This window comes from Phyllobacterium sp. MT110 (assembly GCF_058792715.1).
Map to the genome: position 1 here is coordinate 364,125 of NZ_JBXAFE010000005.1, position 23,449 is coordinate 387,573.

Annotated in this window: 29 protein-coding genes; 17 read left to right on the forward strand and 12 right to left on the reverse strand. The window is 60.2% G+C overall.

Translation table 11 applies throughout. The features are described 5' to 3' along the window. Positions 1-159 precede the first annotated feature (159 nt). Positions 160-1,167: an AI-2E family transporter gene (locus tag AC1Q5O_RS21530; RefSeq protein ID WP_492565767.1), complete on the forward strand. Its 1,008-nt coding sequence runs from the start codon at positions 160-162 to the stop codon at positions 1,165-1,167. Here AC1Q5O_RS21530 and AC1Q5O_RS21535 read toward each other — a convergent pair. After that, complete coding sequence (locus tag AC1Q5O_RS21535; RefSeq protein WP_492565769.1) at positions 1,164-1,691, reverse strand: MarR family winged helix-turn-helix transcriptional regulator; 528 nt, start codon at positions 1,689-1,691, stop codon at positions 1,164-1,166. The genes AC1Q5O_RS21530 and AC1Q5O_RS21535 overlap by 4 nt on opposite strands. Positions 1,692-1,810: 119 nt before the next feature. Here AC1Q5O_RS21535 and AC1Q5O_RS21540 point away from each other — a divergent pair, with 119 nt between their 5' ends. The 3 genes from AC1Q5O_RS21540 (at position 1,811) to AC1Q5O_RS21550 (ending at position 5,028) form a co-directional block, all read left to right on the forward strand. Further along, positions 1,811-3,349 (forward strand): MDR family MFS transporter, encoded by a 1,539-nt coding sequence (locus tag AC1Q5O_RS21540; protein WP_492565771.1) that lies wholly within the window; start codon positions 1,811-1,813, stop codon positions 3,347-3,349. A gap of 229 nt (positions 3,350-3,578) precedes the next feature. After that, positions 3,579-3,794 (forward strand): hypothetical protein, encoded by a 216-nt coding sequence (locus AC1Q5O_RS21545; protein WP_492565773.1) that lies wholly within the window; start codon positions 3,579-3,581, stop codon positions 3,792-3,794. A gap of 193 nt (positions 3,795-3,987) precedes the next feature. Next, complete coding sequence (locus AC1Q5O_RS21550; protein ID WP_223611958.1) at positions 3,988-5,028, forward strand: NAD(P)-dependent alcohol dehydrogenase; 1,041 nt, start codon at positions 3,988-3,990, stop codon at positions 5,026-5,028. 62 nt (positions 5,029-5,090) lie between these two features. Here the strand turns inward: AC1Q5O_RS21550 and AC1Q5O_RS21555 are convergent, their stop codons facing one another. Beyond that, complete coding sequence (locus tag AC1Q5O_RS21555; protein ID WP_492565847.1) at positions 5,091-6,152, reverse strand: adenylate/guanylate cyclase domain-containing protein; 1,062 nt, start codon at positions 6,150-6,152, stop codon at positions 5,091-5,093. A gap of 123 nt (positions 6,153-6,275) precedes the next feature. Here AC1Q5O_RS21555 and AC1Q5O_RS21560 point away from each other — a divergent pair, with 123 nt between their 5' ends. The 3 genes from AC1Q5O_RS21560 to AC1Q5O_RS21570 all read left to right on the forward strand — a co-directional run bounded on the left by AC1Q5O_RS21560 (position 6,276) and on the right by AC1Q5O_RS21570 (position 7,962). Next, a complete protein-coding gene (locus tag AC1Q5O_RS21560) occupies positions 6,276-6,713 on the forward strand; it encodes an SRPBCC family protein (RefSeq protein WP_403169728.1) in 438 nt (145 codons plus the stop codon). A gap of 187 nt (positions 6,714-6,900) precedes the next feature. Next, the gene (locus tag AC1Q5O_RS21565) at positions 6,901-7,698 is read left to right on the forward strand and encodes a DUF899 domain-containing protein (RefSeq protein ID WP_492565776.1); all 798 of its coding nucleotides are present in this window, start codon (positions 6,901-6,903) and stop codon (positions 7,696-7,698) included. 6 nt (positions 7,699-7,704) lie between these two features. After that, positions 7,705-7,962: a hypothetical protein gene (locus AC1Q5O_RS21570; RefSeq protein WP_492565778.1), complete on the forward strand. Its 258-nt coding sequence runs from the start codon at positions 7,705-7,707 to the stop codon at positions 7,960-7,962. Positions 7,963-8,032: 70 nt separating this feature from the next. Here the strand turns inward: AC1Q5O_RS21570 and AC1Q5O_RS21575 are convergent, their stop codons facing one another. Beyond that, the gene (locus AC1Q5O_RS21575; protein WP_472461843.1) at positions 8,033-8,521 is read right to left on the reverse strand and encodes an Lrp/AsnC family transcriptional regulator; all 489 of its coding nucleotides are present in this window, start codon (positions 8,519-8,521) and stop codon (positions 8,033-8,035) included. Between the two features lie 106 nt (positions 8,522-8,627). Here AC1Q5O_RS21575 and AC1Q5O_RS21580 point away from each other — a divergent pair, with 106 nt between their 5' ends. After that, on the forward strand, positions 8,628-9,824 hold the full coding sequence (locus AC1Q5O_RS21580) for a diaminopropionate ammonia-lyase (RefSeq protein WP_492565781.1): 1,197 nt from the start codon (positions 8,628-8,630) through the stop codon (positions 9,822-9,824). A gap of 170 nt (positions 9,825-9,994) precedes the next feature. Here AC1Q5O_RS21580 and AC1Q5O_RS21585 read toward each other — a convergent pair whose 3' ends face one another. Further along, positions 9,995-10,246, reverse strand: a complete 252-nt coding sequence (locus tag AC1Q5O_RS21585; RefSeq protein ID WP_492565783.1) for a helix-turn-helix domain-containing protein — start codon at positions 10,244-10,246, stop codon at positions 9,995-9,997. A 103-nt stretch (positions 10,247-10,349) separates the two neighbouring features. Between AC1Q5O_RS21585 and AC1Q5O_RS21590 the strand changes: the two genes are divergently transcribed. After that, positions 10,350-10,679, forward strand: a complete 330-nt coding sequence (locus AC1Q5O_RS21590) for a hypothetical protein (protein WP_492565785.1) — start codon at positions 10,350-10,352, stop codon at positions 10,677-10,679. A gap of 75 nt (positions 10,680-10,754) precedes the next feature. After that, positions 10,755-10,943 carry a hypothetical protein gene (locus AC1Q5O_RS21595; protein ID WP_130268630.1) on the forward strand — a complete coding sequence of 63 codons (189 nt, stop codon included), beginning with the start codon at positions 10,755-10,757 and terminating at the stop codon, positions 10,941-10,943. An 11-nt stretch (positions 10,944-10,954) separates the two neighbouring features. Here the strand turns inward: AC1Q5O_RS21595 and AC1Q5O_RS21600 are convergent, their stop codons facing one another. Beyond that, the gene (locus AC1Q5O_RS21600) at positions 10,955-11,857 is read right to left on the reverse strand and encodes a LysR family transcriptional regulator (protein ID WP_492565787.1); all 903 of its coding nucleotides are present in this window, start codon (positions 11,855-11,857) and stop codon (positions 10,955-10,957) included. A 115-nt stretch (positions 11,858-11,972) separates the two neighbouring features. Between AC1Q5O_RS21600 and AC1Q5O_RS21605 the strand changes: the two genes are divergently transcribed. Then, positions 11,973-12,974, forward strand: a complete 1,002-nt coding sequence (locus tag AC1Q5O_RS21605; RefSeq protein ID WP_492565789.1) for an aldo/keto reductase — start codon at positions 11,973-11,975, stop codon at positions 12,972-12,974. 30 nt (positions 12,975-13,004) lie between these two features. On the opposite strand, the gene AC1Q5O_RS21610 is transcribed toward AC1Q5O_RS21605, so the two are convergent. Continuing rightward, positions 13,005-14,792, reverse strand: coding sequence for a M23 family metallopeptidase (locus tag AC1Q5O_RS21610; protein ID WP_472461837.1), 1,788 nt, complete (start codon positions 14,790-14,792; stop codon positions 13,005-13,007). A 259-nt stretch (positions 14,793-15,051) separates the two neighbouring features. Here AC1Q5O_RS21610 and AC1Q5O_RS21615 point away from each other — a divergent pair, with 259 nt between their 5' ends. The 4 genes from AC1Q5O_RS21615 to AC1Q5O_RS21630 all read left to right on the forward strand — a co-directional run bounded on the left by AC1Q5O_RS21615 (position 15,052) and on the right by AC1Q5O_RS21630 (position 17,170). Beyond that, entirely contained in the window at positions 15,052-15,888 is an 837-nt protein-coding gene (locus AC1Q5O_RS21615; RefSeq protein WP_492565792.1) for a helix-turn-helix transcriptional regulator, read from the forward strand. Between the two features lie 75 nt (positions 15,889-15,963). Then, a complete protein-coding gene (locus tag AC1Q5O_RS21620; protein ID WP_464662613.1) occupies positions 15,964-16,107 on the forward strand; it encodes a hypothetical protein in 144 nt (47 codons plus the stop codon). Between the two features lie 130 nt (positions 16,108-16,237). Then, positions 16,238-16,477, forward strand: coding sequence for a DUF1127 domain-containing protein (locus AC1Q5O_RS21625; protein ID WP_492565794.1), 240 nt, complete (start codon positions 16,238-16,240; stop codon positions 16,475-16,477). A gap of 39 nt (positions 16,478-16,516) precedes the next feature. Then, positions 16,517-17,170: a glutathione S-transferase family protein gene (locus AC1Q5O_RS21630; RefSeq protein WP_492565795.1), complete on the forward strand. Its 654-nt coding sequence runs from the start codon at positions 16,517-16,519 to the stop codon at positions 17,168-17,170. A gap of 13 nt (positions 17,171-17,183) precedes the next feature. On the opposite strand, the gene AC1Q5O_RS21635 is transcribed toward AC1Q5O_RS21630, so the two are convergent. Next, entirely contained in the window at positions 17,184-17,741 is a 558-nt protein-coding gene (locus AC1Q5O_RS21635; RefSeq protein WP_492565797.1) for a DUF308 domain-containing protein, read from the reverse strand. 139 nt (positions 17,742-17,880) lie between these two features. Here AC1Q5O_RS21635 and AC1Q5O_RS21640 point away from each other — a divergent pair, with 139 nt between their 5' ends. After that, positions 17,881-18,459, forward strand: coding sequence for a TetR/AcrR family transcriptional regulator (locus tag AC1Q5O_RS21640; RefSeq protein WP_492565799.1), 579 nt, complete (start codon positions 17,881-17,883; stop codon positions 18,457-18,459). Between the two features lie 107 nt (positions 18,460-18,566). Here the strand turns inward: AC1Q5O_RS21640 and AC1Q5O_RS21645 are convergent, their stop codons facing one another. Further along, on the reverse strand, positions 18,567-18,797 hold the full coding sequence (locus AC1Q5O_RS21645; RefSeq protein WP_492565801.1) for a helix-turn-helix domain-containing protein: 231 nt from the start codon (positions 18,795-18,797) through the stop codon (positions 18,567-18,569). Between the two features lie 116 nt (positions 18,798-18,913). Here AC1Q5O_RS21645 and AC1Q5O_RS21650 point away from each other — a divergent pair, with 116 nt between their 5' ends. Further along, entirely contained in the window at positions 18,914-19,204 is a 291-nt protein-coding gene (locus AC1Q5O_RS21650) for a hypothetical protein (protein WP_492565803.1), read from the forward strand. Between the two features lie 216 nt (positions 19,205-19,420). Here AC1Q5O_RS21650 and AC1Q5O_RS21655 read toward each other — a convergent pair whose 3' ends face one another. From AC1Q5O_RS21655 to AC1Q5O_RS21670, 4 genes are all read right to left on the reverse strand, one after another. Further along, complete coding sequence (locus AC1Q5O_RS21655; RefSeq protein ID WP_492565805.1) at positions 19,421-20,590, reverse strand: epoxide hydrolase family protein; 1,170 nt, start codon at positions 20,588-20,590, stop codon at positions 19,421-19,423. Between the two features lie 216 nt (positions 20,591-20,806). Then, positions 20,807-21,442, reverse strand: a complete 636-nt coding sequence (locus AC1Q5O_RS21660) for a glutathione S-transferase family protein (protein WP_492565807.1) — start codon at positions 21,440-21,442, stop codon at positions 20,807-20,809. 48 nt (positions 21,443-21,490) lie between these two features. Beyond that, entirely contained in the window at positions 21,491-22,273 is a 783-nt protein-coding gene (locus tag AC1Q5O_RS21665) for an alpha/beta fold hydrolase (RefSeq protein ID WP_492565809.1), read from the reverse strand. A gap of 183 nt (positions 22,274-22,456) precedes the next feature. Further along, on the reverse strand, positions 22,457-23,365 hold the full coding sequence (locus AC1Q5O_RS21670; RefSeq protein ID WP_492565811.1) for a LysR family transcriptional regulator: 909 nt from the start codon (positions 23,363-23,365) through the stop codon (positions 22,457-22,459). Positions 23,366-23,449 lie beyond the last annotated feature (84 nt).

Sequence of the window (23,449 nt, forward strand, 5' to 3'; positions counted from 1 at the left end):
AAGGGCATAAGTTAAACAGGACATTAGCGGGTATTGGGGTTGCTTGGAAATTGCCGCAGCCATTAAATTTTGTCCATATTTGAGCCGCTTTTGCTTGCGTCCATACGCCGTTCAAGGCTAGGAACAATCCGAAACAGATCGCCCTTCTCAAGGTGCCACTTGCTGACTGCCACACGGCTCTATATTGCGTCTTTCGCCCTGACGCTTGTCGCTCTCTTTGCCGTCCTGCAGCTAGGACTGCTTTCGGCTCTGCTATCCGGACTTCTTGTCTACAATCTTGTTCATCTGGCTGCGCCCCAGCTGGGTAAACTGGGTGTTTCCAACAGCTTGACGAAGACCCTGGCGCTGGCTCTGCTGGCGATCATTTTCATTCTTCTGATCGTTGCCGCCGTGGTCAGCGGACTCGGACAATTGACCAATGGCACCGAAGGGGTTGTCTCGCTGTTCAAGAAGATGGCCGAGATCATCGATACGGCGCAGGTTCACCTGCCGGACTGGGCGAAGGCGTATTTCCCGGCCAGCCTCGACGAACTGGAATCCATGGCGGCCAAGTGGCTGCGCGAACATGCCGGCCAGCTGCAGCTTGTCGGTCGCGATTTCGGTGTCCTGATCGTTCGCGTCATCGTCGGCATGGTGATTGGCGGCATGATCGCGCTGAGCACGGTGAATGTGTCGCGCGAGCCGGGCCCTCTGGCTGTCGCGCTGGTCGAGCGGGCCAGCCTGCTCAGCGGCGCGTTCCGCAACATCGTTTTCTCGCAGATCCGCATTTCGGCACTGAACACGTTCCTGACGGCGATCTACCTCGTCGTCATCCTGCCGATCCTTGGCGTGCACCTGCCACTGGTCAAGACAATGATCGTCGTGACCTTTGTCGCCGGTCTTCTGCCGGTCATCGGCAACCTGATTTCCAACACCATCATCGTCGTTGTGGGTTTGAGCGTGTCGTTCATCGCTGCCGTCGGCTCGCTCGCCTTCCTCGTCGTCATTCACAAGCTCGAATACTTTCTGAATGCCCGGATCATCGGCGCCCGGATCAAGTCCCGCTCCTGGGAATTGCTGCTCGCAATGGTAGTGCTGGAAGCGTGGTTCGGCGTGGCCGGTCTCGTCGCCGCCCCGATCTATTACGCCTATCTGAAGGACGAGCTGACGCTGCGCAAGCTCATCTAATCCGCCGGGTCGGTTGGGCTGCGCGCAAACAGCTGTTCGAACCCGTCGACATATTTTTCAAAAAGCTTGGAGAAGATTTCGATGTCTTCAGGCGACCAGTCGGCGACCACGCTTTCGACAATGGACTGCTTCAGCGCGTGAAGTTCGGCGACCAGCCGTTGTCCGAGCGCCGTCATGACCACGACGATCCGCCGTGCATCGTTCTGCGAGGCCTTGCGGCGCAACACGTTCTTGGCAACCATCTCGGCCACGATGCGGCTGGCGCGCGAGGGGTCGATCCGCAGGGTTTCGGCAATGACGCCGACCGTCACCTCGCCGGCGAGTTCGCCGCGGCGGACCGCATCGAGAACGTCGAGATGGGTCAGTTCAAGGCCGGGCGCCAGCTTCTGTATGGCAAGACGGGCAATCACCCGCCGGCCGGTCATCAGCCGCATGCGGGTCATCACCCGCCCGATGCGCAGGAGATCATCATTCGGCCCGGTTTGCGGGGTTTCAATTTTTTGTGTCGTCGTGATTTCTGTCATGATTCCAGCATAACAGATGCCTGACGGCATTAAAATATGCAAAAGGCATTAAAGTGCGATTGACATATGTATGCTAATAGCACATAAATTGCGCCAATCAAAACCGGATACCCCGCTCCATGAACATGACCAACACGTTCGAGCCGCTCGTTGCGGACCCGCGCAAGCGGCTGATGCTTTTCTTCTTTCTGATGGCAGCCATGTTCATGGCCGTGCTCGACAACCAGATCGTCTCGACGGCGCTGCCGACCATTGTCGGCGAGTTCGGCGAGCTCGAGCGCTTCGCCTGGATCGGCTCGGCCTATCTGCTTGCCGTCAGTGCGGTGATGCCGGTCTATGGCAAGCTGGGCGACCTGTTCGGGCGCAAATATGTGATGATCGCCGCCATATCCATCTTCACGCTGGGTTCGGCGGTCTGCGGTCTTGCCATTTCCATGAACACGCTGATTGCGGCGCGCGTGCTGCAGGGCCTCGGCGGCGGCGGCGTCATGGTCTCGATTTTTTCTGTTACTGCCGATCTGTTCGAGCCGCGCGAGCGCGCCCGCTACCAGAGCTATATCAGCCTTGTGTTCATGGCGTCCGGCGCCATCGGGCCGGTGCTCGGCGGCACGATGAGCGACCTGTTCGGCTGGCGTTCGATCTTCCTGATCAACTTGCCGATCGGCATTGCCGTCATTGCCGGGCTGGCCTTTATGCTGCCCTACCGCAAACCGGCACGCCGGCCCAAGATCGACTATGCCGGTGCCATCCTGCTCGCCCTGACCACGACCAGCCTTGTTCTGGCCGCCGATGGCGCCCAGCTGTTTGGTTCGCTGCTGGCACCCCAGACTGTTTCGCTTGTGGCATTTGCCGTCCTTTGCGCCACGGCATGGATCCTGGTCGAGCGCCGAGCGCCCGAACCGATCATTCCACTGTCGCTGTTCGGCAATTCGACCTTTACCCTGTTCCTGATCATTTCGATCGCCAGCGGTTCGATCGCCATCGGCATGGTCAATTACTTCGCCTTCTTCCTGCAGACCACGACGGGCCTGTCCCCGTCGCTCGCCGGACTGCTGTTCATTCTTCTGACGGGTGGCATTGTCGGCGGCTCGCTTCTGACAGGCCGGCTGATCTCGACCACCGGCCGCTACAAATACCTGTCGGTGGCCAGTCTCACGCTCAGTGCCATTGCCTTTGGCCTGCTTACTCAGGTGCATGCGGGAACGCCCGTGGTCATCATCGGCCTGTTGATGCTCATGCACGGCGCCGGCATTGGCATCGGACAGCAGCTTCCGATCATCGGTGTCCAGAATGCAGCGGGCAGCCGCGATGTCGGCGCGGCGACCGGTTCGGTGTCGCTGGCCCGCATGGCCGGTGCCTCGATCGCCATATCAGCCTATGGCGCGATCATCGCGGCCAACCTGCCGCACGGTGCCGGTGCCATTCCCGGCGTCAGCAACATCGGCGAGCTGACGCCCAAGATGATGGCGGCGCTTCCCGAGGGAACGCGCCGGATGCTTGCCGACAGTTATGCCGCCGCCTTCACCCCGTTGTTCCTGACGGCAGCCTGCATCGCCCTGTTCGGACTGCTGATGGCATTGCTCCTGAAGCCGGTACAATTGCCCGTGGCCTCTGCGGCCAAGAAGCTGGACACGGCCGTGGCCGAGGCGGCGGAATAGGAGAGGTTTCGTCGTCGGTTCAACGTCCCGCCAGCTTTGTGCGTGGTGCGTGGTTCGACAAGCTCACCATGAGGGAGGTGATTTGGTTGAAATGCCAATCGCAAAGGTTGCAGAATGGTGCTGCCTGCAATCCTTACTCTCCCTCATGGTGAGCTTGTCGAACCACGCACCGGAGGTTTTGCAGTCTTCAATATGCAAACCGATACCCTAACCCCTTCCACCCGCCTTCATGCTGGCGCTCGTTGCCTTGACGCTGCGCTTTCGCATCGAGAGCAGGAAGGTGGAAAGGCGTTTTGATGGTGAGCTTGTCTATTCCATCCACCGCGACGCGGGCAACCAGCTGCATGTCGTCAGCCATATCCCGCTTGCCGGAGGCAACACACCGCTGCTGCTGCTCGATCCCGCAGAAACCACAGAAGCGGCGCGTGATTTGATCGGCAAATAGGACAGGCATTTCTCCGATAGAAAATCAGGCCGGGTTTGCGCAGTCCATCATCGGAACTGCGGGGCCGGGAGAATGGCGGCCGCTGATTTGGAGGATTGTGCAACAAGCCTGCAGGATTGCGCTACTGCTCCGGGCCGGTCCTGCGGCATAGCTGGTTGCCCGACTCATCTCGTCATCTCAAAAGGAATCATTCATGGCTCTTGCTAAAGGCTATGCGGCAACCGACGCCTCCAAACCGCTCACCCCGTTTGTCTTCGAACGGCGGGAGCCCAATGACGATGACGTCGTCATCTCGGTAAAATATTGCGGGGTCTGCCACTCCGATATCCATCAGGCACGCGACGAATGGGGTGGCTCCAAATTCCCCATGGTACCGGGTCATGAGGTCGCCGGGATCGTGGCGGCCGTTGGCGCAAAGGTCACGAAGTTCAAGAAGGGCGACCGCGTTGGCGTTGGCTGTTTCGTCAATTCGTGCACGAAATGCGCGGCGCGCGATGCCGATCTCGAGCAGTACATGCCGGGCATCGTCCTGACCTACAATGACGTTGAAGCCGATGGCGTCACGCCCACCCAGGGCGGCTACTCGGATTCCATCGTGGTCAAGGAGGGTTACGTCCTTTCCATTCCGGACAACCTGCCGCTCGATGCCGCCGCGCCGCTGCTGTGCGCCGGCATCACGCTCTATTCGCCGCTGCGGCACTGGAAGGCGGGTCCGGGCAAGAAAATCGCCATTGTCGGCATGGGCGGGCTTGGCCATATGGGCGTCAAGCTGGGTCACGCGATGGGGGCGGAGATCACGGTCCTCAGCCAGACCCTGTCGAAACAGGATGACGGGTTGAAGCTCGGCGCAAGCCATTATTATGCAACCAGCAATCCCGAAACGTTCAAGACCCTTGCTGGAACCTTTGACGTCATCATCTGCACCGCCGGTGTGGCGATTGACTGGAATGCCTATCTCGGCCTGCTCAAAATCGACGGCACCATGGTTCTCGTCGGGGCACCGGAGCATCCGGTTCCCGTCAATGCCTTCTCGGTGATCGCCGGACGCAAGAGCCTCGCCGGATCGGGCATCGGTTCGATCAAGGAAACCCAGGAAATGCTGGATTTCTGCGGCGAGCACAACATCGTTGCCGAAATCGAGACCATCGATATCAAGGATATCAACGAAGCCTATGAGCGCGTGCTCAAGAGCGACGTGCGCTACCGCTTCGTCATCGATATGGCCACCCTGTAACCATTGGTGGCTTGCCGGAGGGCGGTTGAAGACAGCCGCCCGTCCGGGAAAAATGCGGTGTATCACTGTGCCGGTGTAAACACCGCACAGGGCACCGCAATGCCGCGCAGCCGGTGCTCGCCGAGCGGGATCAGAGGCTGCGCGGTTTCCGCCGCGAAGGCGCCCGAAAGCAAGACGGTGTGGCCAAGCGGGCGGCACAGGCCCTCCAACCGGCTGACCAGATTGACGGCGGGGCCGATGGCCGTGAAATCCAGCCGGTCGGCTGTACCGATATTGCCCCACAGCATGTCGCCGAGATGCAGTGCCGTGCCGAACGACAGCGGCTGCACCCCCCGCGCGGCGCGATCACGGTTGAGGTGGTCCATCCCGGCACGGGCAGCGGCGACCGCACGCAGCGCCGCGCCGCAGGCGCCGGCAGCATCACGCTCGCCAATCGGAAAGATCGCCAGAACGCCATCGCCGATGAATTTCAGCACCTCGCCGCCAAAGGCATGGACGGCACCGGCGATCCGGTCGAACCACGCGTCGAGTGCGGCAATCACGTCCTTCGCTCCTGTTGTCTCCGACAATTCGGTGAAGCCGCGAAGATCAGCGAACAGCAGGGCCGCCCGGATGGTCTCGCCCGGCTCGCGCCGCAAACGCCCGGCCAGGACCTGCGTCGCGCTGCGCCGGCCGAGATAGGTGGTCAGGAGTGCGGTCAGCGTCGAACGCGCGGCCAGCAACGCCAGCGGCGCAGCGGCAAAGCGGGCGGCCTGGCGCAGCAGGTCCGACTCCTCCTCGGTCAGCGGGCGGCGCGCGGCCCAGCCAAGCACGGCACCGTTGGCGAAATCCTCCTGCACGGTATTCGTGCCGAGGCTGGCCAGCCAGTTGCCGGCAAGGTTGGCGTCCTGGGGCTCGGCAGGACCGGCCAGGCCCAGCGCCTCGATCACCTGTCCCGTGTCGGCGCGCCACAGCCAGGTGCGCCGTCCAATGACCGGATGGGGTGCCGCCTGGGTGAGCGTGCCGCCGGCCAGCGGCAGGCCGTCGGCGATGAGCCGGGCGGCGAGCGCCGTCAGAAAGGCATCGCCATCCGGCATACCGGTCGCTTCGTCGACGAGAAAGGAAAGAGCGGACGGCAACTGCATGCCCACCATCATGCAGCGATGCCGGGTTCCTGTCATCCGCTTTTGTTTCTTGCGCGAAATCCCGATTGGCTTACATTGCGCGATGCCGAAGTGAGTGTGCGTCCTGTTGGGAGGAGATCGCCGATGACCGAGACGCTTCGCAATGAAATCGAGATTGCCGCCCCGCAGGCGACGGTCTTCGCCTTCCTCACCGATCCGGACAAGATCCTGCGCTGGATGGGGACGAAAGCGACAATCGAGCCGCATCCCGGCGGCATTTATCTCCTGAGCATCAACGACGCGCACACCGTTCGCGGTCAGTTCACCGAGGTGATTCCTGTCCACCGCCTCGCCTACAGTTTCGGCTGGGAAGGGCATGAAAACGTGCCGCCGGGATCGAGCCTGGTCGAGATCGACCTCATCGAGAAGGAGGGAGGCACGCTGGTGCGCTTCACCCATAGCGGGCTGCCGGACGAGACGGAACGCGTCAACCACGAAAAGGGCTGGAACCACTACCTGCGCAGGCTGGTGGTGGCGGCAGCGGGCGGCGACCCGGGACCGGACAAACCGCTCAGTTCCTGAGGTTCGCGGACAATTGCGATGGCACACCATGCGGTGCGTGACCATGCAAGGGACATGCCCAAGGAAATCCCGTCACAATTGTAACTCCCATGCTTTCGGTATCCGGCCCTAAACTCAGGACCGGTAAGCAACATGTCGCACCGGCAATGACGGACGACAGGCAACCGACAATCGAAGGAGAAGAATGATGACATCTCATATAACTGGAACGCGCGAAGAATGGCTGGCTGCGCGGATCGACCTGCTCAAGGATGAGAAGGATCTGACGCGGCGCAGCGACGCGCTGACACAGCGGCGCCAGGAACTGCCCTGGGTTCGCATCGACAAGGAATACCGGTTCGATACCGACGCAGGAAGCGCCTCGCTGGCGGATCTGTTCAAGGGCCGTTCGCAGCTTCTCGTCTACCACTTCATGTTCGGACCCGACTATACCGCCGGCTGCCCGTCCTGCTCGGCGATCGCCGACGGATTCAACGGCATCACCGTCCATCTGGAAAATCATGACGTCGCCTTCTCGGCGATATCGCGTGCACCGCTGGCGAAACTGCAGGGTTTCAAACAACGCATGGGCTGGAATTTCCCGTGGGCTTCGTCGTTCAACACTGATTTCAACCAGGATTTCAGCGTCTTGTTCACGGAGGAGCAACAGCACAACGGCGGCATAGAATACAATTTCCGCCGGGAACCGGCGGCGCCCCAGTCGCCGGCGGGCAAGACCGTTCAGCAATGGAAGCTGCGCGGTGAAGAAGGGCCGGTCGATCTGATGGCGGCCATGACCGGCACCGATGCTGCCACCTTCACCCGTGACCGGCCGGGGCTGAGCGCCTTCGTGCTCGATAAAGGCGTCGTCTACCACACCTATTCCAGCTATGCGCGCGGCCTCGACGGCATCTGGGGCATGTATCAATGGCTGGATCGTGCGCCGTTCGGCCGGAATGAGAACGGTGTCTGGTGGCGCCATCACGATAAATACGGTCAGGGTTGAACGTCGATGTTCCGCCCGGACTCCGGCAGCGCTTCCGATCCCGGCCTTGCCGGCTGGCTGCGTCTCGCCGCGGCACCGACATTCGCCGTCATGGCGCTCGTCACAGCCCTCTCCGGCGACGCCGGCATGATCTGCTCGGCGATGCAGAATGCATCACCCTTGAGCGGCATGACCCTCATGTATGTGCTGATGAGCATTTTCCATGGGATGCCTTGGCTCAACCTGCTGGCACGGCTGAGACATGGTGCTGCCCGTCAAGTTTGATCCAGAGCGGGCAAACAACATCAATCCGGCGCGCGGTCTCGCGCGCCGGTCTCGAAAACCGGGGTGAATATCAGATCAGCGGGATGGCGAGACTCGCCTTGACGCGGTCCATCACCACAACCGTGCGGAAGCGTTTGACATTGTGGTTGGCAAAGAACAGCCGCCGGGTCAGGCCTTCATAGGCGGCCATGCTGGCCACGACGATCACAAGCATGAAATCGGCCTCACCGGTGACATAGTAGCATTGCTGCACCTCCGGTGCCGCGGCAAAGCTCTTTTTCGCCGCATCGATCAGATCGATGCGCTCGCTTTCCACCTCCACTTCGACAAGGATCGTGATCGGCTGCCCGAGCCTGGCGGGGTCGAGGACGGCAACATTGGCCTGAATGACGCCGCTTTCCTCCATGCGTTTGATCCGGCGCTGCACCGCCGGAGCGGAAAGGTTGACCGCTTCACCGATGACCCGTTGCGGCGTTGCATTGTCCTTCTGCAGGATGTCGAGGATCGCAAGATCGAAATGATCGAGCTCGGCTGGCGCGGTCAGCAGTGGTTTGGCCATGGAACACCTCCTTCATGCAACAAACTTGCGCAAGCCAAGCCAAATAAGAGCGCTTTTCTTGCTTCAAGCGCACTATAAATGCGCAAACGGCAGGAGTGAAAGAGCAATGTTGATCCTTAACCGGCATCCCACCCACAATGAGCCGCTCGACCCGCGGGACGCGGAGACCCTTGGTGTCGACGCCGCGGCGGAAGTGGAACGGTATCTGTCCCACCGGGACAATCACGCGCCGACGCCGCTGCATGCACTGCCCGCGCTGGCCGCCGGTCTCGGTATTGCCGCGCTCCACGTCAAGGACGAGGGCGCGCGCCTCGGCCTCGGCAGCTTCAAGGCGCTGGGCGGCTCCTATGCCGTGATCCGGCTCGTGCTCGAGGAAGCGGAACGGCAATTGGGCCGCGCGGTGGATATTGCGGAACTCCACACACCGCCCGTTCGCGCCATCGCCAGCGGCATGACCTTCGGTTGCGCGACCGATGGCAATCACGGCAAGTCCGTCGCGGCGGGGGCCCGGCTTGTGGGTGCGCAGTCGGCAATCTTCGTGCATGCGGGGGTGAGCGATGAACGGGTGGCGGCCATTGCCCGCTACGGCGCCGAGATGATCCGTGTCGACGGCACCTATGACGATTCCATCCGGGAGTCGGCGCGGGTATGCGCGGCCAATGGCTGGACCGTCGTGTCCGACACCTCCTGGCCGGGTTATGAACGCATTCCCGGGCTGGTGATGCAGGGCTACACGGCCATCATCCGCGAAGCCTTGCGTGCACTGCCGCAAACGCCAACCCACGTCTTCGTGCAGGCCGGTGTGGGCGGCGTAGCCGCGGCACTCGCAGCATATTTGTCGCTTGTTCTTGGAAAAGAACGTCCGGCCTTCATCGTGGTCGAACCGGCCCGCGCCGCCTGCATTTATGCCAGCGCGCAGGCGGGCGAGGTCGTCAAGATCGCCCACGGCGAAGCCACCGTCATGGCGATGCTCGAATGCTACGAACCGTCACCTGTGGCCTGGCGTATCCTCTCGCGTACCGCCGATGCGTTCATGACGGTTGAAGAGGATGGCGCTGTCGCGGCGATGAACCGCCTGGCCCGGCCGCTGGGAAAGGACATGGCCGTCGTTGCGGGGGAAAGCGGCGGCGCCGGTTTGGCCGGCCTGCTCGCTGTTGCCGAAGATCATGATCTGCGCAAAGCCATCCATCTTGATGCCGGTTCGCGCGTGTTCATTGTCAATACCGAGGGTGCGACGGACCCGGCGCGCTATACGCAGCTCGTGGGTCTGGCGCCGGAGATGGTTTTGCGCGCTGCAAGCTGATCGTGCGTGGTTCGACAGGCTCACCATGAGGGAAGTGGATGGCTGCAAAGCTAATTGCAAACATTGCAGAATATGGCTCCTTGCAATCAACCCAGCCCCCTCATGGTGAGCTTGTCGAACCACGCAGAGCCGGGATGCCAAGCATCACTCAACTTCGATTTAAACTCGTATTAAATGGTGCTATCGATTGCACGCAGCGTGTCGGCGAACATTGCCGATGGGTCGATTTCCAATGCACGCGCAAGTGCGATGAATTCAATGATGTCGAGACGGCGCTCGCCACCTTCAATCTTCGCCACATAGGATTGCGGCTTTTGCAATCGGTCTGCAACGGCCTGCTGGGTAAATCCCTTCGCCCGTCGAGCGGCAACAAGAACAGCCAAGAAATCGGCATAAGGCTCTGAATGAAGGGACTTTGTCATGTGCTCCAACCAAAAACTGGAGCATCGTGATTAATCCCACTTTCGGATTATCCCAGTATAGGATATTATCATCTTTTCTAGTAACAATGATTTCGAGCGCTCCGTGGATACGTACAATTTCTGGCAGGATTTTTTTGACACGTACCAATCGCTCTCCGATTGGCTGAAGGTGCTGTGGCTGATCGTTCCGCCCGCCTTCGTGCTGGGGCTGGTGGCACTGACGCTGCGGTTCCGGCTCGCAAGCAGGCAGATGAACAGCGGTCTTGATGGCGAACTGCTCTATTCCATCCGTCGCGATGCGCAAAACCGGATCCATATCCTCAGTCACAAGCCGCTTGGTGACGGCAATCCACCACTGCTCCTGTTTGACCCTGCGGGTCGTGACAAGGCGGAGCGCGACCGGGATGACGGCCAGGAGCAGCATATTGCCTGAACTTCTTAAGGGTGGACTGGCTCTGGGCGTGATATGATCCTTCCATTGTCGCGCCCGAAAAGGTATGAGCCGCGTATGTCCAGTTCCATGTCATCACTCGAAAACGCTGCAAAATACCTCTCGCCCGAAGACAAGGCGCAGTTCGTCAAGATCAAGCGCGAGATGGAAAAAGCCGGCGCTTCCAGAAAAAGCATCGAAGAGCGTTTGAACGCCTTCATCTGGGATGTGATCGAGTCCGATGATGACGAGGAAGAGGACGAATAGGCATCCCTCGTTCAAGGCCTCGCGCCGCCGGACTTGATGAAATCCACGAATGCGCGCAGCGGAGCCGGCATGAGCCTGCGGCTCGGATAGTAGAGGAAGGGGCCTGAAAAACTCTGCCACCATTCGGCCAGGACGGGCCGGAAAGCGCCGCTTTCGAGGCCTTCCGTCAAAAATTCCTCGAATGTACTGATGATCCCCAGTCCCGCCAGCGCGGCACCGAGTTCCAGATCCATGGTGGAGGCGATCAACGGTCCCGTCGGGTTGACCTTCACAAGTTCCCCATTCCGCTCGAACTCCCACGGCGCAATGGCGCCGCTGGCAAAGCGGTGGCGTATGCAGGCATGCTGCAGCAGGTCCTTCGGGTGCTGCGGTTCGCCATGCTTTTCCAGATAGGCCGGTGTTGCAACGCAGATGAAACGCTGGGTGCGCGGGCCGATGGGCACGGCGATCATGTCCTGCTCGATGCTTTCATCATAGCGGATACCCGCGTCGAAACCGGCTGCCAGCACGTCGATGAAGGTGTCGTTGGTGGTCACTTCCAGCCTGATGCCCGGATGTGCCGCGAGGAACCGGTTGACAATAGGCGGCAGGATGCAGTGGGCGACGATAGTGGGAACATTCAGCTTCAGCGTTCCCGTCGGGCTATCGCGAAAACTGTTGAGCGCGTCGAGCGCCCCGGTGATCTCGCCGAGTGCCGGCGTCAGCCGTTCGAGCAGGCGCGTCCCTGCCTCCGTGGGCGTAACACTGCGGGTGGTGCGGTTGAGCAGGCGCACGCCGACACGCTCTTCCAGCCGGCGGATGGCATCGCTGAGCGACGAGGCCGAAACACCGCGCAGCTTGGCGGCGCCGCGAAAACTGCGGGCTCGCGCCACGGACACAAGCGCATCGAGATCGGTGAGATTGGGATCGTTCATTGTTCGGTTTTCCGTACAGCCCGTACATAGTATGATAGATTATCGCACAAATGTCCTTGGTTTATAAAGAGCCAACCTGCCGCAGGAAGTGCGGCGGCAAAAGGAGTTCGACAAGATGCAAATTCGTCCATTGGGTGCAACCGGTCCGCGGGTCTCGGCATTGGGTCTGGGCTGCATGGGCATGTCCGGCATATACGGTCCCGCCGATCGTGCCGAGAGTATTGCGACCATTCACGCGGCGCTGGAAGCAGGCATCAACCTGCTCGATACCGGCGATTTCTACGGCATGGGCCATAATGAGCTGCTGATCAGCGAAGCGCTCAAGGGCACAAAGCGCGATCAGGCGATCCTCAGCGTCAAGTTCGGGGCGCAGCGCGACCCCGCGGGCGGCTGGATCGGCTTTGACGGGCGGCCCGCGGCGGTGAAAACCTCGCTCGCCTATTCCCTGCAAAGGCTGGGTGTCGACTACATCGACGTCTATCGCCCGGCGCGTCTTGATCCGAATGTGCCGATCGAGGAGACGGTCGGTGCCATCGCGGACATGGTGAAGGCCGGGTTTGTCCGCCATGTCGGCCTGTCGGAGGTTGGACCCGAAACCATCCGCCGCGCTGCCGCCGTCCATCCGATTGCCGATCTGCAGATCGAATATTCGCTGATTTCGCGTGGTATCGAGGACCGTATTCTCGCCACCTGCCGGGAACTGGGCATCGGCATCACCGCCTATGGCGTGCTGTCACGTGGCCTGATCAGCGGCCATTGGCGCAAGGACGCGGCTGGTCCTGCCGATTTCCGTACCCACAGCCCGCGCTTTCAAGGTGAGAATGTCGACAAGAACCTGCGTCTGGTCGATGCGCTGCAGGGCATTGCCGAAGCCAGGGGTGTCACCGTTGCGCAGATCGCCATCGCCTGGGTTGCTGCACAGGGTGATGACATCATTCCCGTTGTTGGCGCCCGCCGCCGGGATCGCCTGAGCGAAGCACTGGGCGCGCTGGATCTGACCTTGTCCGGGGATGATCTCGAGCGCATCGAGCAGGCTGTGCCGAAAGGCGCTGCGGCCGGAGAACGCTATGCCGCCGCGCAGATGGCGCACCTCGACAGCGAGGCGGGCAGCCACTGATCGGCCTTCGCCGATTGGTCCTGCAAAAATCTAATGGATGGCCGTGTGCACCCGGCCATCGTCCGGCGGGGCAAATGCGGTGGCGATGCGTGCGCCGATATAGTTCTCGATGTTTTCCACGTGGCTGATCTGTTTGCGGAAATCCGTCAATCGCGCGCCTTCAAGATCGGTTCCGGCAGGCAGCGGTGTTGCGGTCGGGTCGTAATATTTATCGCCGATGCGCAGTTCGTAGTAGAGATGCGGGCCCGTGGAGAGGCCGGTCGAGCCGATATAGGCAATCACCTGCCCCTGGCTGACACGCTGGCCGACTTTCAGCGATGGCGGGGTTCGCGAAATATGCGAATAGGTGGTGAAGAACCCGCCATCATGCTTGATGCGGACATATTTGCCGTAGCCGGATTCCGATGAGATCAGCACCACCTCGCCATCGCCCGCCGCAAGAATGGGCGAGCCGAACGGCGCAGCATAGTCGACGCCGTTGTGGTGCTTGCGCACTTTCAGGATCGGGTGCGTGCGCCAGGCAAAACCATCGCCGAGCCGCCCGTTCGGAACCGGGTTTTTCATCAGGGTCTTGGAGGCTGACTGGCCGTCCTCGTCGAAGAATTCCGCCTTGTTGCCGGGCGCTGCGCGGTAATGGTAAAACCGCTTGGTCTTGTCCTTCGTGTTGAAGGTCACGGCAACAGGTTCGGATTCGCCCTGTTCATTGGTGCGGAACACCAGTTCGACGGATTGGTCGAGCAGGGCCGCATCGGTCAGCTTGATGCCGTTTTCCTTGGCAAGCTGCAGAATTTGTCCCGCCATGTGGGCCGGAACATTCAGCTTTTCCAGCTGCTGCATGGCGGCGGGAAATTCCTTTTCGGCCGCCTGCGCCCGGTCGTCCCTGCGCGTATCGGGGCTGGTCGCATCGGCGCTTGCCATGTGGGCGTCATGCGCGAGGCGTTCGAACTGCCGCGGGTTGCTGACACGCCGCAGGACACCGCCATCGTCGCGCGCCAGATCGGATGGCGGGCTGTCATGCCGGAAAAGCCGCGCCATCAGCAGCCGCTCCGGCGCATCCTTGCGCGGCGCCTTTTCCAGGAGAAGCTCGATCCGCTCCGGCGACGCGCTGCTGCTTGCCGTCAGCGCCGTCTGCAGCGCCGCCCGATCCTCGTTGGTCATGTTGGCTGCGGCCAGAAGACCACCGATGTCTCCGCCCTGGGTGGGCAGGGCAACCACCTGCTCGACAGCGGGGGCGGGCTGCACCTTGGCCGTGCTGACATTGATCGGCGTTCCGCGCACGAGAATGCGTTCTTCGCCCAAGCTCGCCAATGCCACGGGCATGGCCGTGGTTTTGGTCTTCGTGGATTTCTCCGTCAAAATGGACTGGAACGGATCGGTGCTGGCGGGCGGAAACCGCTGGGCGAGTGCGGCGGCATGGCCCGCGCCGGTCCGCGTCTGCGCTTGCTTGTTCGCGCCGATCTTGACCTGATGATAGGCGAATTTTTCCGTCGAACCGTCCGCCTGGCTTTCCAGCACCTTGGCCACCGGTACCGCCTGCACGATGGCGGGCGGGGGGAGGCGGTCGCCCTTTGGCGCGGCTTCGGGCCGCGTGCGCAGCGGTGCGGCAATGGCGGCGATGGCCACGGGCGGGCGCCGGTTCATGACGGTGAGGACGCCCGCAAACATGGCGGCAGAGGCAATCCCGGCGACCAGAATGGCCGAGAGGAAGCGCGCATGGGTGAAAAGCGAAAAGCGGACAATGCGCGATATCTGGCGGATGGCGCCAAAATTATCGTCGATTGCCTGTTCGATTCTGCTTTTTGCGTTTGATCGCGTCATCAGGTCCCGTACGTCACGCTTCCATTGCGCGCGAGGCTATTGTCTAACATGGCAATATCGAGGCACGCGGAACTTTATCCCCAACAAACCGCACTGCGCCCCCTTATAAGGGCTCATTCGGCGATTGGCGAGCAATCATTTGCCGATGAATTGTCTGTTCAAAGCTCCTGACATCAGGATGTCAGGAGTCCTGTTGTAGGCTGAAACAGCACTGCGGGAAATTGGACTTTCGATGAACGAGCCTTGCAATACGGCCGGAATGCCTGAATTTGAAGTCAGCGATCTTCTCGATACGGATGTTGTATCGCTGAAGAATGTCCGCTGCCACGGCCATTGCCGGCATCGCAGCGCCGAGGAATGCACATCCGCCACCCACCTCGTTTTCCCCTATCGCGGTGTCTATGTCAGGCATGTCGGCAGCGGGCAGGCGGTGGCCGATGCCAACCACGTGCTGTTCTTCAATGCGGGCGAGGGCTATCAGGTCAGCCACCCCGTCGGCGGCGGTGACTCGAGCCTGTCCATGGCGCTGCCCGAAACCGTTTTGCAGGAGCTGGCGCCGCCGTCCCTTCTGAAAAAAGGCGGTGTGTCAGGGTTTCGCGGCCAGCACCAGCGCATCGACCCGCGCGCGCAGGCGCTGGTGGCGCTCCTCCGGCACCATCTGGAAAACGCCAGCATCGAACCGCTGGAAGCGGAAAGCCTGTTGCTGACGCTGGTGTGCCGCAGCCTTGGTCCGCGCACCTCACACGCGCCGCGCGCCAGTTTTGCCCGCAGCCGTCTGGCCGACAGGGTCAAGCTGCTGCTGGCGGGCGATCTCTCCCGCCGCTGGACCCTGGCGGACATTGCCCGGGAGATCGGCGGCTCGCCTGTCTATCTTACCCAGGTGTTCCAGCAGGTCGAAGGCATGCCGCTCTACCGCTATCACCTGCGCCTGCGCCTTGCCCGCGCGCTCGATCTGCTGCCGCGCTGCGATGATCTGACGGCGCTGGCGCTCGATCTCGGCTTTTCCAGCCACAGCCATTTCACCGCGGCGTTCAAACAGGCCTATGGCCGTTCGCCCAGCGCCTTTGTCCAGTCGGCGCACCCCGGAAACAGCTAAAGATCTCGATAGCAGCGAAACGCCCGCAATGGTCTCCTCTACCTACCCGATAGGCGGGTAAAAGGAGTTGAGATCATGAGCCAGAAAACCTGTGCCGTCTGCGATGACGCGCTGGATGCGACCGTCATCGAAGTGAAGATCGGCGACCAGACCGTGGAGGTCTGCTGCGAGGAATGCGCCGGCAAGCTGCGGGAAGCCGCAGCGGGGAAGCCGTCATGAACAGGCAGCCGTTTCAGGTTGCCCGCAAGCATGTGGATACGCCGTCCGGGCGTATCCACATGCCGAGGCGGGCACGGCCCCGTTGCGCATTGGTCCTGACCGGCGCCCCCGCACCAACCGGGAAACCAGAATGATGGAGGCTGAAATGGCCGACTTGATTTCACATGTCATCACCGGGATGAAGCGCCTGTCCGGCCCTCTTGCGCGGCGCTGGCGCAAGGCCCGCACGCACCGGCATATCAACGAGCTTCCCGAGCATATTCTTGACGATATCGGCTGGCCGGCGGCTTATATGGACCAGCGGGTCAAGGAAGACGCTCCCCCAAGGGCGAAGATTATCTCAAGCAAGCAGTGTCGGAATCCCGCATAGCCAATCGTCTTCAGGACGCAGAAGCGATGGAGAACCGCCATGACGATCACCATTACCGCCTTTGAACGCTCACCCGACAAGGGCCAGGGCCTGGCGCGCGACATGCGCGTGCGCTGGGCGCTGGAAGAAGTCGGCCAGCCCTACACCACCAGACTTGTTTCATTCAGGGCGATGAAGGAGCCCGCGCATCTGGAGCTGCAGCCGTTCGGACAGATTCCGACCTATGAGGAAGACGGGCTCGCCTTGTTCGAGTCCGGCGCCATCGTCTTGCATATCGCAGAGCGCCATCCCGGCCTCCTGCCGGATGATGGGAGTGCGCGGGCGCGCGCCATCGCCTGGATGTTTGCCGCTGTCGCCACGGTGGAACCGCCGATCCTCGAGCGTCAGGTCGCCCTGTTTGCGGAGGGGGACAGGAGCTGGCGCGCGGAGCGCATGCCTCTCGTCGACAACCGCATCCGCGACCGGCTCGACGAACTCTCCGCCCGGCTGGGTGAGGCCGAGTGGCTCGACGGTGCGTTCAGCGCCGGGGACCTGATGATGGTGCACGTGCTCATCCGGCTGCGGGCATCGGGCATAGTGGCGGAGTACCCCAGCCTTGCCGCCTATGTCGCGCGCGGCGAAGCGCGCCCCGCCTACCAGCGCGCCTTCGCCGCCCAACGGGCTGTGTTCACCGCCGCATCGGATCGCGATTAGGGAACGATAACGCCTAGGCAACTGCCTTGCGGTAGGCCGTGACGGCAAGCCAGATTGCGGAAAGCAGGAAGTAGAACGCGCCGAACGCCGCATAGGGAGCAATGTCCAGTATTGTCGGCGCAACAGTGCCGATGGATCGGCTGATCATAAAACCGCCGGCAAGGGCGGATTGCGCGCCGCTCAGGATCATCGGCCATTGCGCGCCGTAATGACGCCAGCGTTTTATCCCCGTGTTCAGCTGCAGCAGACCTGAAAAGATCGCCCAGACGCCAAACACCGCCAGAACGGCATACATGCTGCTGCTCAACGCTGCGATGACGGCAATCGTCGTTATGGTGCTGACCGCGACATTCAATGCTTGGGACGGGTTGGCTTTCAGTCCGCCATTGACACGGGCATCAACCAGATTGGCGAGGGCGTCCCATGCCGGGTAGATGACGAGCAGAACCACGGTGAGAGCGGGTTGCGCACTGAAGAGGATGGCGGCGGCAACCCATGCGACGGAGAAAATGGCGCGTGCGAAATAATAGGTTCGCAGCCAGCTGGACGGGGTTGAAGATTGACTTTGCATTGGCAGATTCCTTGTTGTTGTCTACCTACCAGTAGGAAGGCTGCGCTTGTGAGTCAACCCGTCGCCCGAACACCTCATTGTGAGAAGCGGGAGCGATGCGCAGTCTTGACATCCAGCCTACCAGAAGGTAGGCAGCGCTATGAAATCAATGACTTCGACTTCAGAAAAAATTCTTGATATCGCGCAGTCTCTCATCGTCGCGGGAGGCTATAACGGGTTCAGCTATGCCGATATCTCCGCTGCGATCGGCATCCGGAAGGCGAGCATCCACCATCACTTTCCGACGAAGGCGGAGCTGGTCGCGGTGCTGGTGGACCGTTACAGGCAGCAGGCCGAAACCGGTCTGCAAGCGCTGCGCGCGCAGGTCGCGAGCCCTGCCGAACAGTTGCAGTTCTACCTGAATTACTGGGACGCATGCATTCGCGATGCCTCGCAGCCCTTCTGCGTCTGCGCGATGCTGGCTGGCGAGATGCAGATGCTGCCCGAAGAGGTCGCATCCCGTGTCCGCGCGCATTTCCAAAGCCTCGCGGCATGGCTTACGTCGGTGCTGAGCGCCGGAGCGGAGCAGGACCTGTTCCATTTGAACGGGCGGCCCGAGGAGGAGGCCCAGATGCTGATGGCCTCGGTTCACGGGGCCATGCTCTCCGCGCGGGCTTTTGACGATCCCGGATTGTTCATTGCCATCATCAGCACGCAGGTCGCCAAGCTGACGAAATAACCAGCGCAGACGGCCTCCGAGGCGGCTTGCTCTGCCGCCAATACCCGCTGGGCTGCCTTGTATGCTGGCGGGTGGTTATGCGGGGGCGAGGGTTATGTCCAGTAACGCTAGAATTCTGTTGTTTTTGATTGACTGGTAAGCAGCGCCGCCGCCGTGGTTCCAAGAACCTCCGCGATCTTGGCGACGATCGTAATGGTTGGATTTCGCGTTTCCCGCTCTATGCCTGAGATATAGGTGCGGTCAATATTTGCTTGGGCTGCGAGCTCTTCCTGAGAAAGATGCAGCTGTTGTCTGCCAAGCCTGACATTGCGCGCCAGAATTCCGCGAACGTTTTCCATGCTGCGGATTGATCATGCTGTAGACAATAGTCCAACGGATTATAGTCCACAAAAATGCTTCCACTTGCAGTCTGTTGACTATATTCTACATACTGTCCTGTGTCCGAGGATGGCAAATGTTGGATATGATTTTCCAAGGTATAGCTTTGTTTCTACTGATTTTCTGCGGTGGTCAGGTTGTGATTTTCATTGGCCTCATCCTGTGGGTCGTTTGGATAGACGCTATTAAGCCGAGAATGATCCCGAAGACTGAGATCGACAGTATGGCAGGTGACATTATTGCCGGCTCCGCTGACCCGGAACGTGAGGCTTTCGCCCGTCATGAGCGCGCGGGGCAAGTTTGGTTGTGGCTTCTGACTAACGGTTTCAATTTGAAGCGCTTAACCAGAAACCGGGTGGGAGCATAAGCATTCGTGGGGCACCGGTGTTAAAATCGGTGCACATCTTCTGCTACAAATCCACACTCCGACGCTTGATAGCTGCCTTCGTTCGAACTTCCAGCGATGCTACACGAGCATGGCAAACGACAATCAAGAATAGATGAAGCAGCACTCGCCGCCTGACCGCCCCGCAAACGCTTATGCTCCCTTCGCAAAGCTTGGTTCGTCACGCTGCTAGCGTATTTAAATTGCCGCGGCGGTTATTGGTGCGCCAGACACGCGGAATGAATCCTGAATATCACGGACTAAGAGTTCGGGTTGTTCAAGCGCTGCGAAATGGCCGCCCTTCGCCATATTTGTCCATCGCCGCACATCGAATACGCGCTCGACCCATGAACGCGGTGGAGTTGGCAGTTCTTTCGGGAAATGTGCGAACGACATCGGCACGCTTACGTTTGAAACATCCGGAAACGAAAAAGGCTGCAACCGATTTTCCTTGTACATGCGAAGGGACGAGTCGATGGTGTTTCCAAACCAGTAAATCGATACATTCGTCAGTAACACATCTGCAGATATCACCTTCTCTAGGTCGCCGCCACAGTCGGACCAGCTCGCGAACTTTTCGGTTATCCAACCCAGCAGACCGACCGGGCTGTCTGACAAGGAGAACGAGAGCGTCTGCGGCTTGGTCGCCTGTAGCTGTGAATAGGCACCCTCCATGCTCGCGAACTTTGTGGCCCAGTCCAGAAACTGCTGCTCCTCACTTGTAATGGCCGGATAATCCGCCCCCAATGGCGGCCGAAAACTTCCGGGAATGTAATTCAGGTGAATTCCTTCGACGGAGTCCGGATAGAGAGCACCAAGCCAGGCCGACACTCCCGCTCCGATATCGCCACCTTGCGCAAAGTATCGCTTATAGCCAAGTTGAAGCATCAGCTTCTGCCAAAGTCCGGCAACCCGCCGGGCATTCGATCCAGATTGCCTTGGCGCTGCTGAGAAGCCGAAGCCGGGAAGCGAAGGCACCACAACGTCAAATGCGTCGCGCGGGTCACCTCCGTGTGAGCCCGGGTCCGTCAACAGTGGAATTACTCTTTCAAACTCTACGAAGGAGCCGGGCCAGCCGTGCGTCAATATAAGGGGCCGTGCATTCGGTCCCGCGCCCTTTTTATGGATGAAATGAATGTCTTGCCCATCGATATCGACGGTGAATTGGGGCAGCTCGTTCAATTGCGCCTCCCTCGCGCGCCAATCAAACTCGTCCGACCAATGTGTTGCAAGCTTTTGAACGAGCGCGAGGCTCACCCCATCCTCGTCCCCGTTCTGAAATATCGAGCCGGGCCAGCGCGTTTGGCGCAGCCGTGTTTTTAGGTCGTCGATCTGTTCGTCCGCGATACTGATCTGGAAGGGCTTCATGTAGCGGTTCCTTCAATAATGTGTTTTGTACTTCCACATTCCGCTACGTGTCGGCGGCTACCGTTTCATGCGTACCCGGGGCTAGCCTGTCAATGATCAAGCCGGAGCGGCATCATCAGCTTTTTTCGATTTGCCATAGATGTCATATTTTTTTGGTAATCACCTAAGAGATCTGCATAGTCGGTCGTGGTGATCAACTTGGCATCGGCCAACCGCTCACAAGGACAGTAGGACGCTCTTCTCCTTCTCAAGCACCCGACGAGCCGCCGGCCGCTCAATCAGACGGTCCTTCAGGGCCATGAGATTGGTTAGGTCGCTGATCGGCAGCCCAAGATCGCGTCCCCATGAGAAGAACACCAGCGCGTACGGATCAGCGACAGTGAAATGACTACCCATCATCCACGTACGGCCTTCCATGATGCGGTCCATTTCCTGGAGGTGGTCCCAATAGTTCTCCTTGCTTTTCGCCTTTACAGCTGTAAACAGGCCCCGGTCCGAAACCACCTGTTCGGGATGATAGAACTTCGTGAATGTGGGATGGACGGTACCGGAGAGCCAGGCACAGGTCGCAATTGTCTGCGCCCGCTCAAACGGATCTCTGCCGAGGAGCGCTGCATCGGGAAATGCACCCCCGATCCAGCCGAGAATGGCAGTGGATTCCAACAGAACCTGACCATCGTCGAAGCGAAGTGCCGGCACCTTTGCCCGCGGGTTAATCTCCCGGTACTCGGGTTTGAACTGTTCGCCTGTTAGGATGTTTACCTTCTTTAACTCAAAGGCGGCTCCCGCCTCTTCCAATGCGACGTGGGAAGCCATCGAGCAGGCATGGGGAAAGTAATAAAGCGTCAACATGTGAAGTAATCCCTATTTGTAACCGGATGCGGCAATCACTGCATCGCTCTATCTGTGCGGAGGGTAAGCCTCTAAGCTAGAACTCGCTGTGGCTCTTGCCGCCTGCACAATCGTCATGGCGATGGTTTCGGGTTGGGTCATGTAGATCGCATGGCTGCCGGCCACTTCAACGACGCGCGCGCCGGCCGACTCCGCCATCCTGCGTTGAAGACTGGGGTGGACAAGTCTGTCGTCTGTGGCGACCACATACCAGCTGGGTTTCACGCGCCACGCGGCGGCAGTGACCTTGCCCGCCATCGATGCGATGGCCCAAGGCTTAAGCGCCGCTGCCATGAAGCTGCTCGTTTCGGGAGAAAGATCCTGGCCGAAGACTTCAGGAAATTTGGAGGTGTCAAACAGGAGGTAGCCGTCCCCGGTCGGCAGGAAGGGTGGTTTCGATCCGCCCGGTGCATGATTGGCCGTCAACGTCTGGACCGACTCTCCCGCATCAGCGACGAATGCAGTGACATACACCAGGGCAACGACCTTGGGGTCATTGCCTGCTTCTGAGATGACGACGCCCCCGTAGGAGTGGCCAACAAGGATCACGCTACCAGGCGCTGCCGCGATCGCGCGCCGCGTATTGGCAACGTCATCCTCAAGCGATCGGATGGCGTTCTGCACGACTACGACGCGACAACCGTCGCGGGTCAGTCTATCGTGCACCGCTCGCCAACCCGAACCATCCACAAACGCCCCATGCACCAGCACGATAGTTGTGCCGGCCGCGGCCGCTCTAATATCTCCTTGCATAGAAGTCATGTGGTTATGTGAAAACTCAGCCGTAGCCACTATTCTACCTCCTTCGTAATACGGGCTGGGGTCTGCGAGGTTACAAAGAACTCACAACGCCGCCATCTGCCGAAAGCCTATCTATCCGCTACGCCATGCGTGGAGAACCACGCAAATCGACAAGATATTATTTCATTAAATGGAAGTATCGCGCCCACACGACGGTTCACGATGGGCTTGGAGCTATGACAGAGCTGCGAGGTCGCTGCGAAGCCGCGGCGCGGCAAAGTTGAGGAAACGGCGAAGTTTGAGCGGCAGCGGAGCCTTTGACGTATGGAGCAGATGGATCGGAGACGGGGCCGGTTCCATCTCCTCGAGAACGATCCGCAGCGTTCCGGCTCTTACAGCATCGGCCACTTGATAATGCAGGAGTTGAGTTAGCCCAGCCCCCTGGATCGCTGCCGCCGCAGCCGCCTCCGGCGTTGTTACCGTCAGGCGAGACAACAATGGCGGAATGCGTGCGTCCAGCGAGCCGGGAACACCAAAGCGCCACTGTGCAACTGGAATGGGCATGTTTACCGTAATTGAGGGAAAGTGGGCGATATCATCGAGTGTGCGCGGTTCACCCTTGTCTGCAAACAAACGGGGACTGCCGCACAGGACGGTCCGGATCGATCCCACGCGGCTACTGGTCATGGCGCTATCTGGAAGCTGGCCGATCCGGATCGCCACATCTACATTCTCCTCGACTAGTGCCAGATTGGTGTCGATCAGCACCAACCGCACATGAATTCCGGAGTAAAGTTCCAGAAACTCAGTAATGATCGGTAAGACATGAAGGCGTCCGAACATCGTGGGAGCCGTTACGACCAATTCGCCGATCGGCTCGATGAACTCGCCGGCTACTTCGCGCTCCGCCTGTTTCACCTTATTGAGAATCTCTCGTGTGGCAGCGACGTACGCAGCGCCGGCATCCGTGAGTGTGATTTTGCGGGTCGTGCGCGTGAGCAGGCGCGCGCCAAGCACGGCCTCCAGTTCGGAAATCCGACGGCTCAATGTTGGCAGCGATACTCGCATCGCCCGCCCGGCAGCCGAGAAGCTGCCATGATCGACAACTTCCAGCAGCATCGACATGGCCTCAAGGCGATCCATCAGATCCTCTCAATAAATGGAATAGTCATTTCTAACCGCAACTCATAATTCATACGTGGCCGGAATGCTAGTTACGGTCGGCGA

What these genes read in the sequence shown, in the direction of transcription:
- AC1Q5O_RS21535 (WP_492565769.1), bottom strand. Translation starts at nt 1,691, where the DNA reads ATGACAGAAATCACGACGACACAAAAAATTGAAACCCCGCAAACCGGG.
- AC1Q5O_RS21540 (WP_492565771.1), top strand. Translation starts at nt 1,811, where the DNA reads ATGAACATGACCAACACGTTCGAGCCGCTCGTTGCGGACCCGCGCAAG.
- AC1Q5O_RS21545 (WP_492565773.1), top strand. Translation starts at nt 3,579, where the DNA reads ATGCTGGCGCTCGTTGCCTTGACGCTGCGCTTTCGCATCGAGAGCAGG.
- AC1Q5O_RS21550 (WP_223611958.1), top strand. Translation starts at nt 3,988, where the DNA reads ATGGCTCTTGCTAAAGGCTATGCGGCAACCGACGCCTCCAAACCGCTC.
- AC1Q5O_RS21555 (WP_492565847.1), bottom strand. Translation starts at nt 6,152, where the DNA reads ATGCAGTTGCCGTCCGCTCTTTCCTTTCTCGTCGACGAAGCGACCGGT.
- AC1Q5O_RS21560 (WP_403169728.1), top strand. Translation starts at nt 6,276, where the DNA reads ATGACCGAGACGCTTCGCAATGAAATCGAGATTGCCGCCCCGCAGGCG.
- AC1Q5O_RS21565 (WP_492565776.1), top strand. Translation starts at nt 6,901, where the DNA reads ATGACATCTCATATAACTGGAACGCGCGAAGAATGGCTGGCTGCGCGG.
- AC1Q5O_RS21570 (WP_492565778.1), top strand. Translation starts at nt 7,705, where the DNA reads ATGTTCCGCCCGGACTCCGGCAGCGCTTCCGATCCCGGCCTTGCCGGC.
- AC1Q5O_RS21575 (WP_472461843.1), bottom strand. Translation starts at nt 8,521, where the DNA reads ATGGCCAAACCACTGCTGACCGCGCCAGCCGAGCTCGATCATTTCGAT.
- AC1Q5O_RS21580 (WP_492565781.1), top strand. Translation starts at nt 8,628, where the DNA reads ATGTTGATCCTTAACCGGCATCCCACCCACAATGAGCCGCTCGACCCG.
- AC1Q5O_RS21585 (WP_492565783.1), bottom strand. Translation starts at nt 10,246, where the DNA reads ATGACAAAGTCCCTTCATTCAGAGCCTTATGCCGATTTCTTGGCTGTT.
- AC1Q5O_RS21595 (WP_130268630.1), top strand. Translation starts at nt 10,755, where the DNA reads ATGTCCAGTTCCATGTCATCACTCGAAAACGCTGCAAAATACCTCTCG.
- AC1Q5O_RS21600 (WP_492565787.1), bottom strand. Translation starts at nt 11,857, where the DNA reads ATGAACGATCCCAATCTCACCGATCTCGATGCGCTTGTGTCCGTGGCG.
- AC1Q5O_RS21605 (WP_492565789.1), top strand. Translation starts at nt 11,973, where the DNA reads ATGCAAATTCGTCCATTGGGTGCAACCGGTCCGCGGGTCTCGGCATTG.
- AC1Q5O_RS21610 (WP_472461837.1), bottom strand. Translation starts at nt 14,792, where the DNA reads ATGACGCGATCAAACGCAAAAAGCAGAATCGAACAGGCAATCGACGAT.
- AC1Q5O_RS21615 (WP_492565792.1), top strand. Translation starts at nt 15,052, where the DNA reads ATGCCTGAATTTGAAGTCAGCGATCTTCTCGATACGGATGTTGTATCG.
- AC1Q5O_RS21620 (WP_464662613.1), top strand. Translation starts at nt 15,964, where the DNA reads ATGAGCCAGAAAACCTGTGCCGTCTGCGATGACGCGCTGGATGCGACC.
- AC1Q5O_RS21625 (WP_492565794.1), top strand. Translation starts at nt 16,238, where the DNA reads ATGATGGAGGCTGAAATGGCCGACTTGATTTCACATGTCATCACCGGG.
- AC1Q5O_RS21630 (WP_492565795.1), top strand. Translation starts at nt 16,517, where the DNA reads ATGACGATCACCATTACCGCCTTTGAACGCTCACCCGACAAGGGCCAG.
- AC1Q5O_RS21635 (WP_492565797.1), bottom strand. Translation starts at nt 17,741, where the DNA reads ATGCAAAGTCAATCTTCAACCCCGTCCAGCTGGCTGCGAACCTATTAT.
- AC1Q5O_RS21640 (WP_492565799.1), top strand. Translation starts at nt 17,881, where the DNA reads ATGAAATCAATGACTTCGACTTCAGAAAAAATTCTTGATATCGCGCAG.
- AC1Q5O_RS21645 (WP_492565801.1), bottom strand. Translation starts at nt 18,797, where the DNA reads ATGGAAAACGTTCGCGGAATTCTGGCGCGCAATGTCAGGCTTGGCAGA.
- AC1Q5O_RS21650 (WP_492565803.1), top strand. Translation starts at nt 18,914, where the DNA reads ATGTTGGATATGATTTTCCAAGGTATAGCTTTGTTTCTACTGATTTTC.
- AC1Q5O_RS21655 (WP_492565805.1), bottom strand. Translation starts at nt 20,590, where the DNA reads ATGAAGCCCTTCCAGATCAGTATCGCGGACGAACAGATCGACGACCTA.
- AC1Q5O_RS21660 (WP_492565807.1), bottom strand. Translation starts at nt 21,442, where the DNA reads ATGTTGACGCTTTATTACTTTCCCCATGCCTGCTCGATGGCTTCCCAC.
- AC1Q5O_RS21670 (WP_492565811.1), bottom strand. Translation starts at nt 23,365, where the DNA reads ATGGATCGCCTTGAGGCCATGTCGATGCTGCTGGAAGTTGTCGATCAT.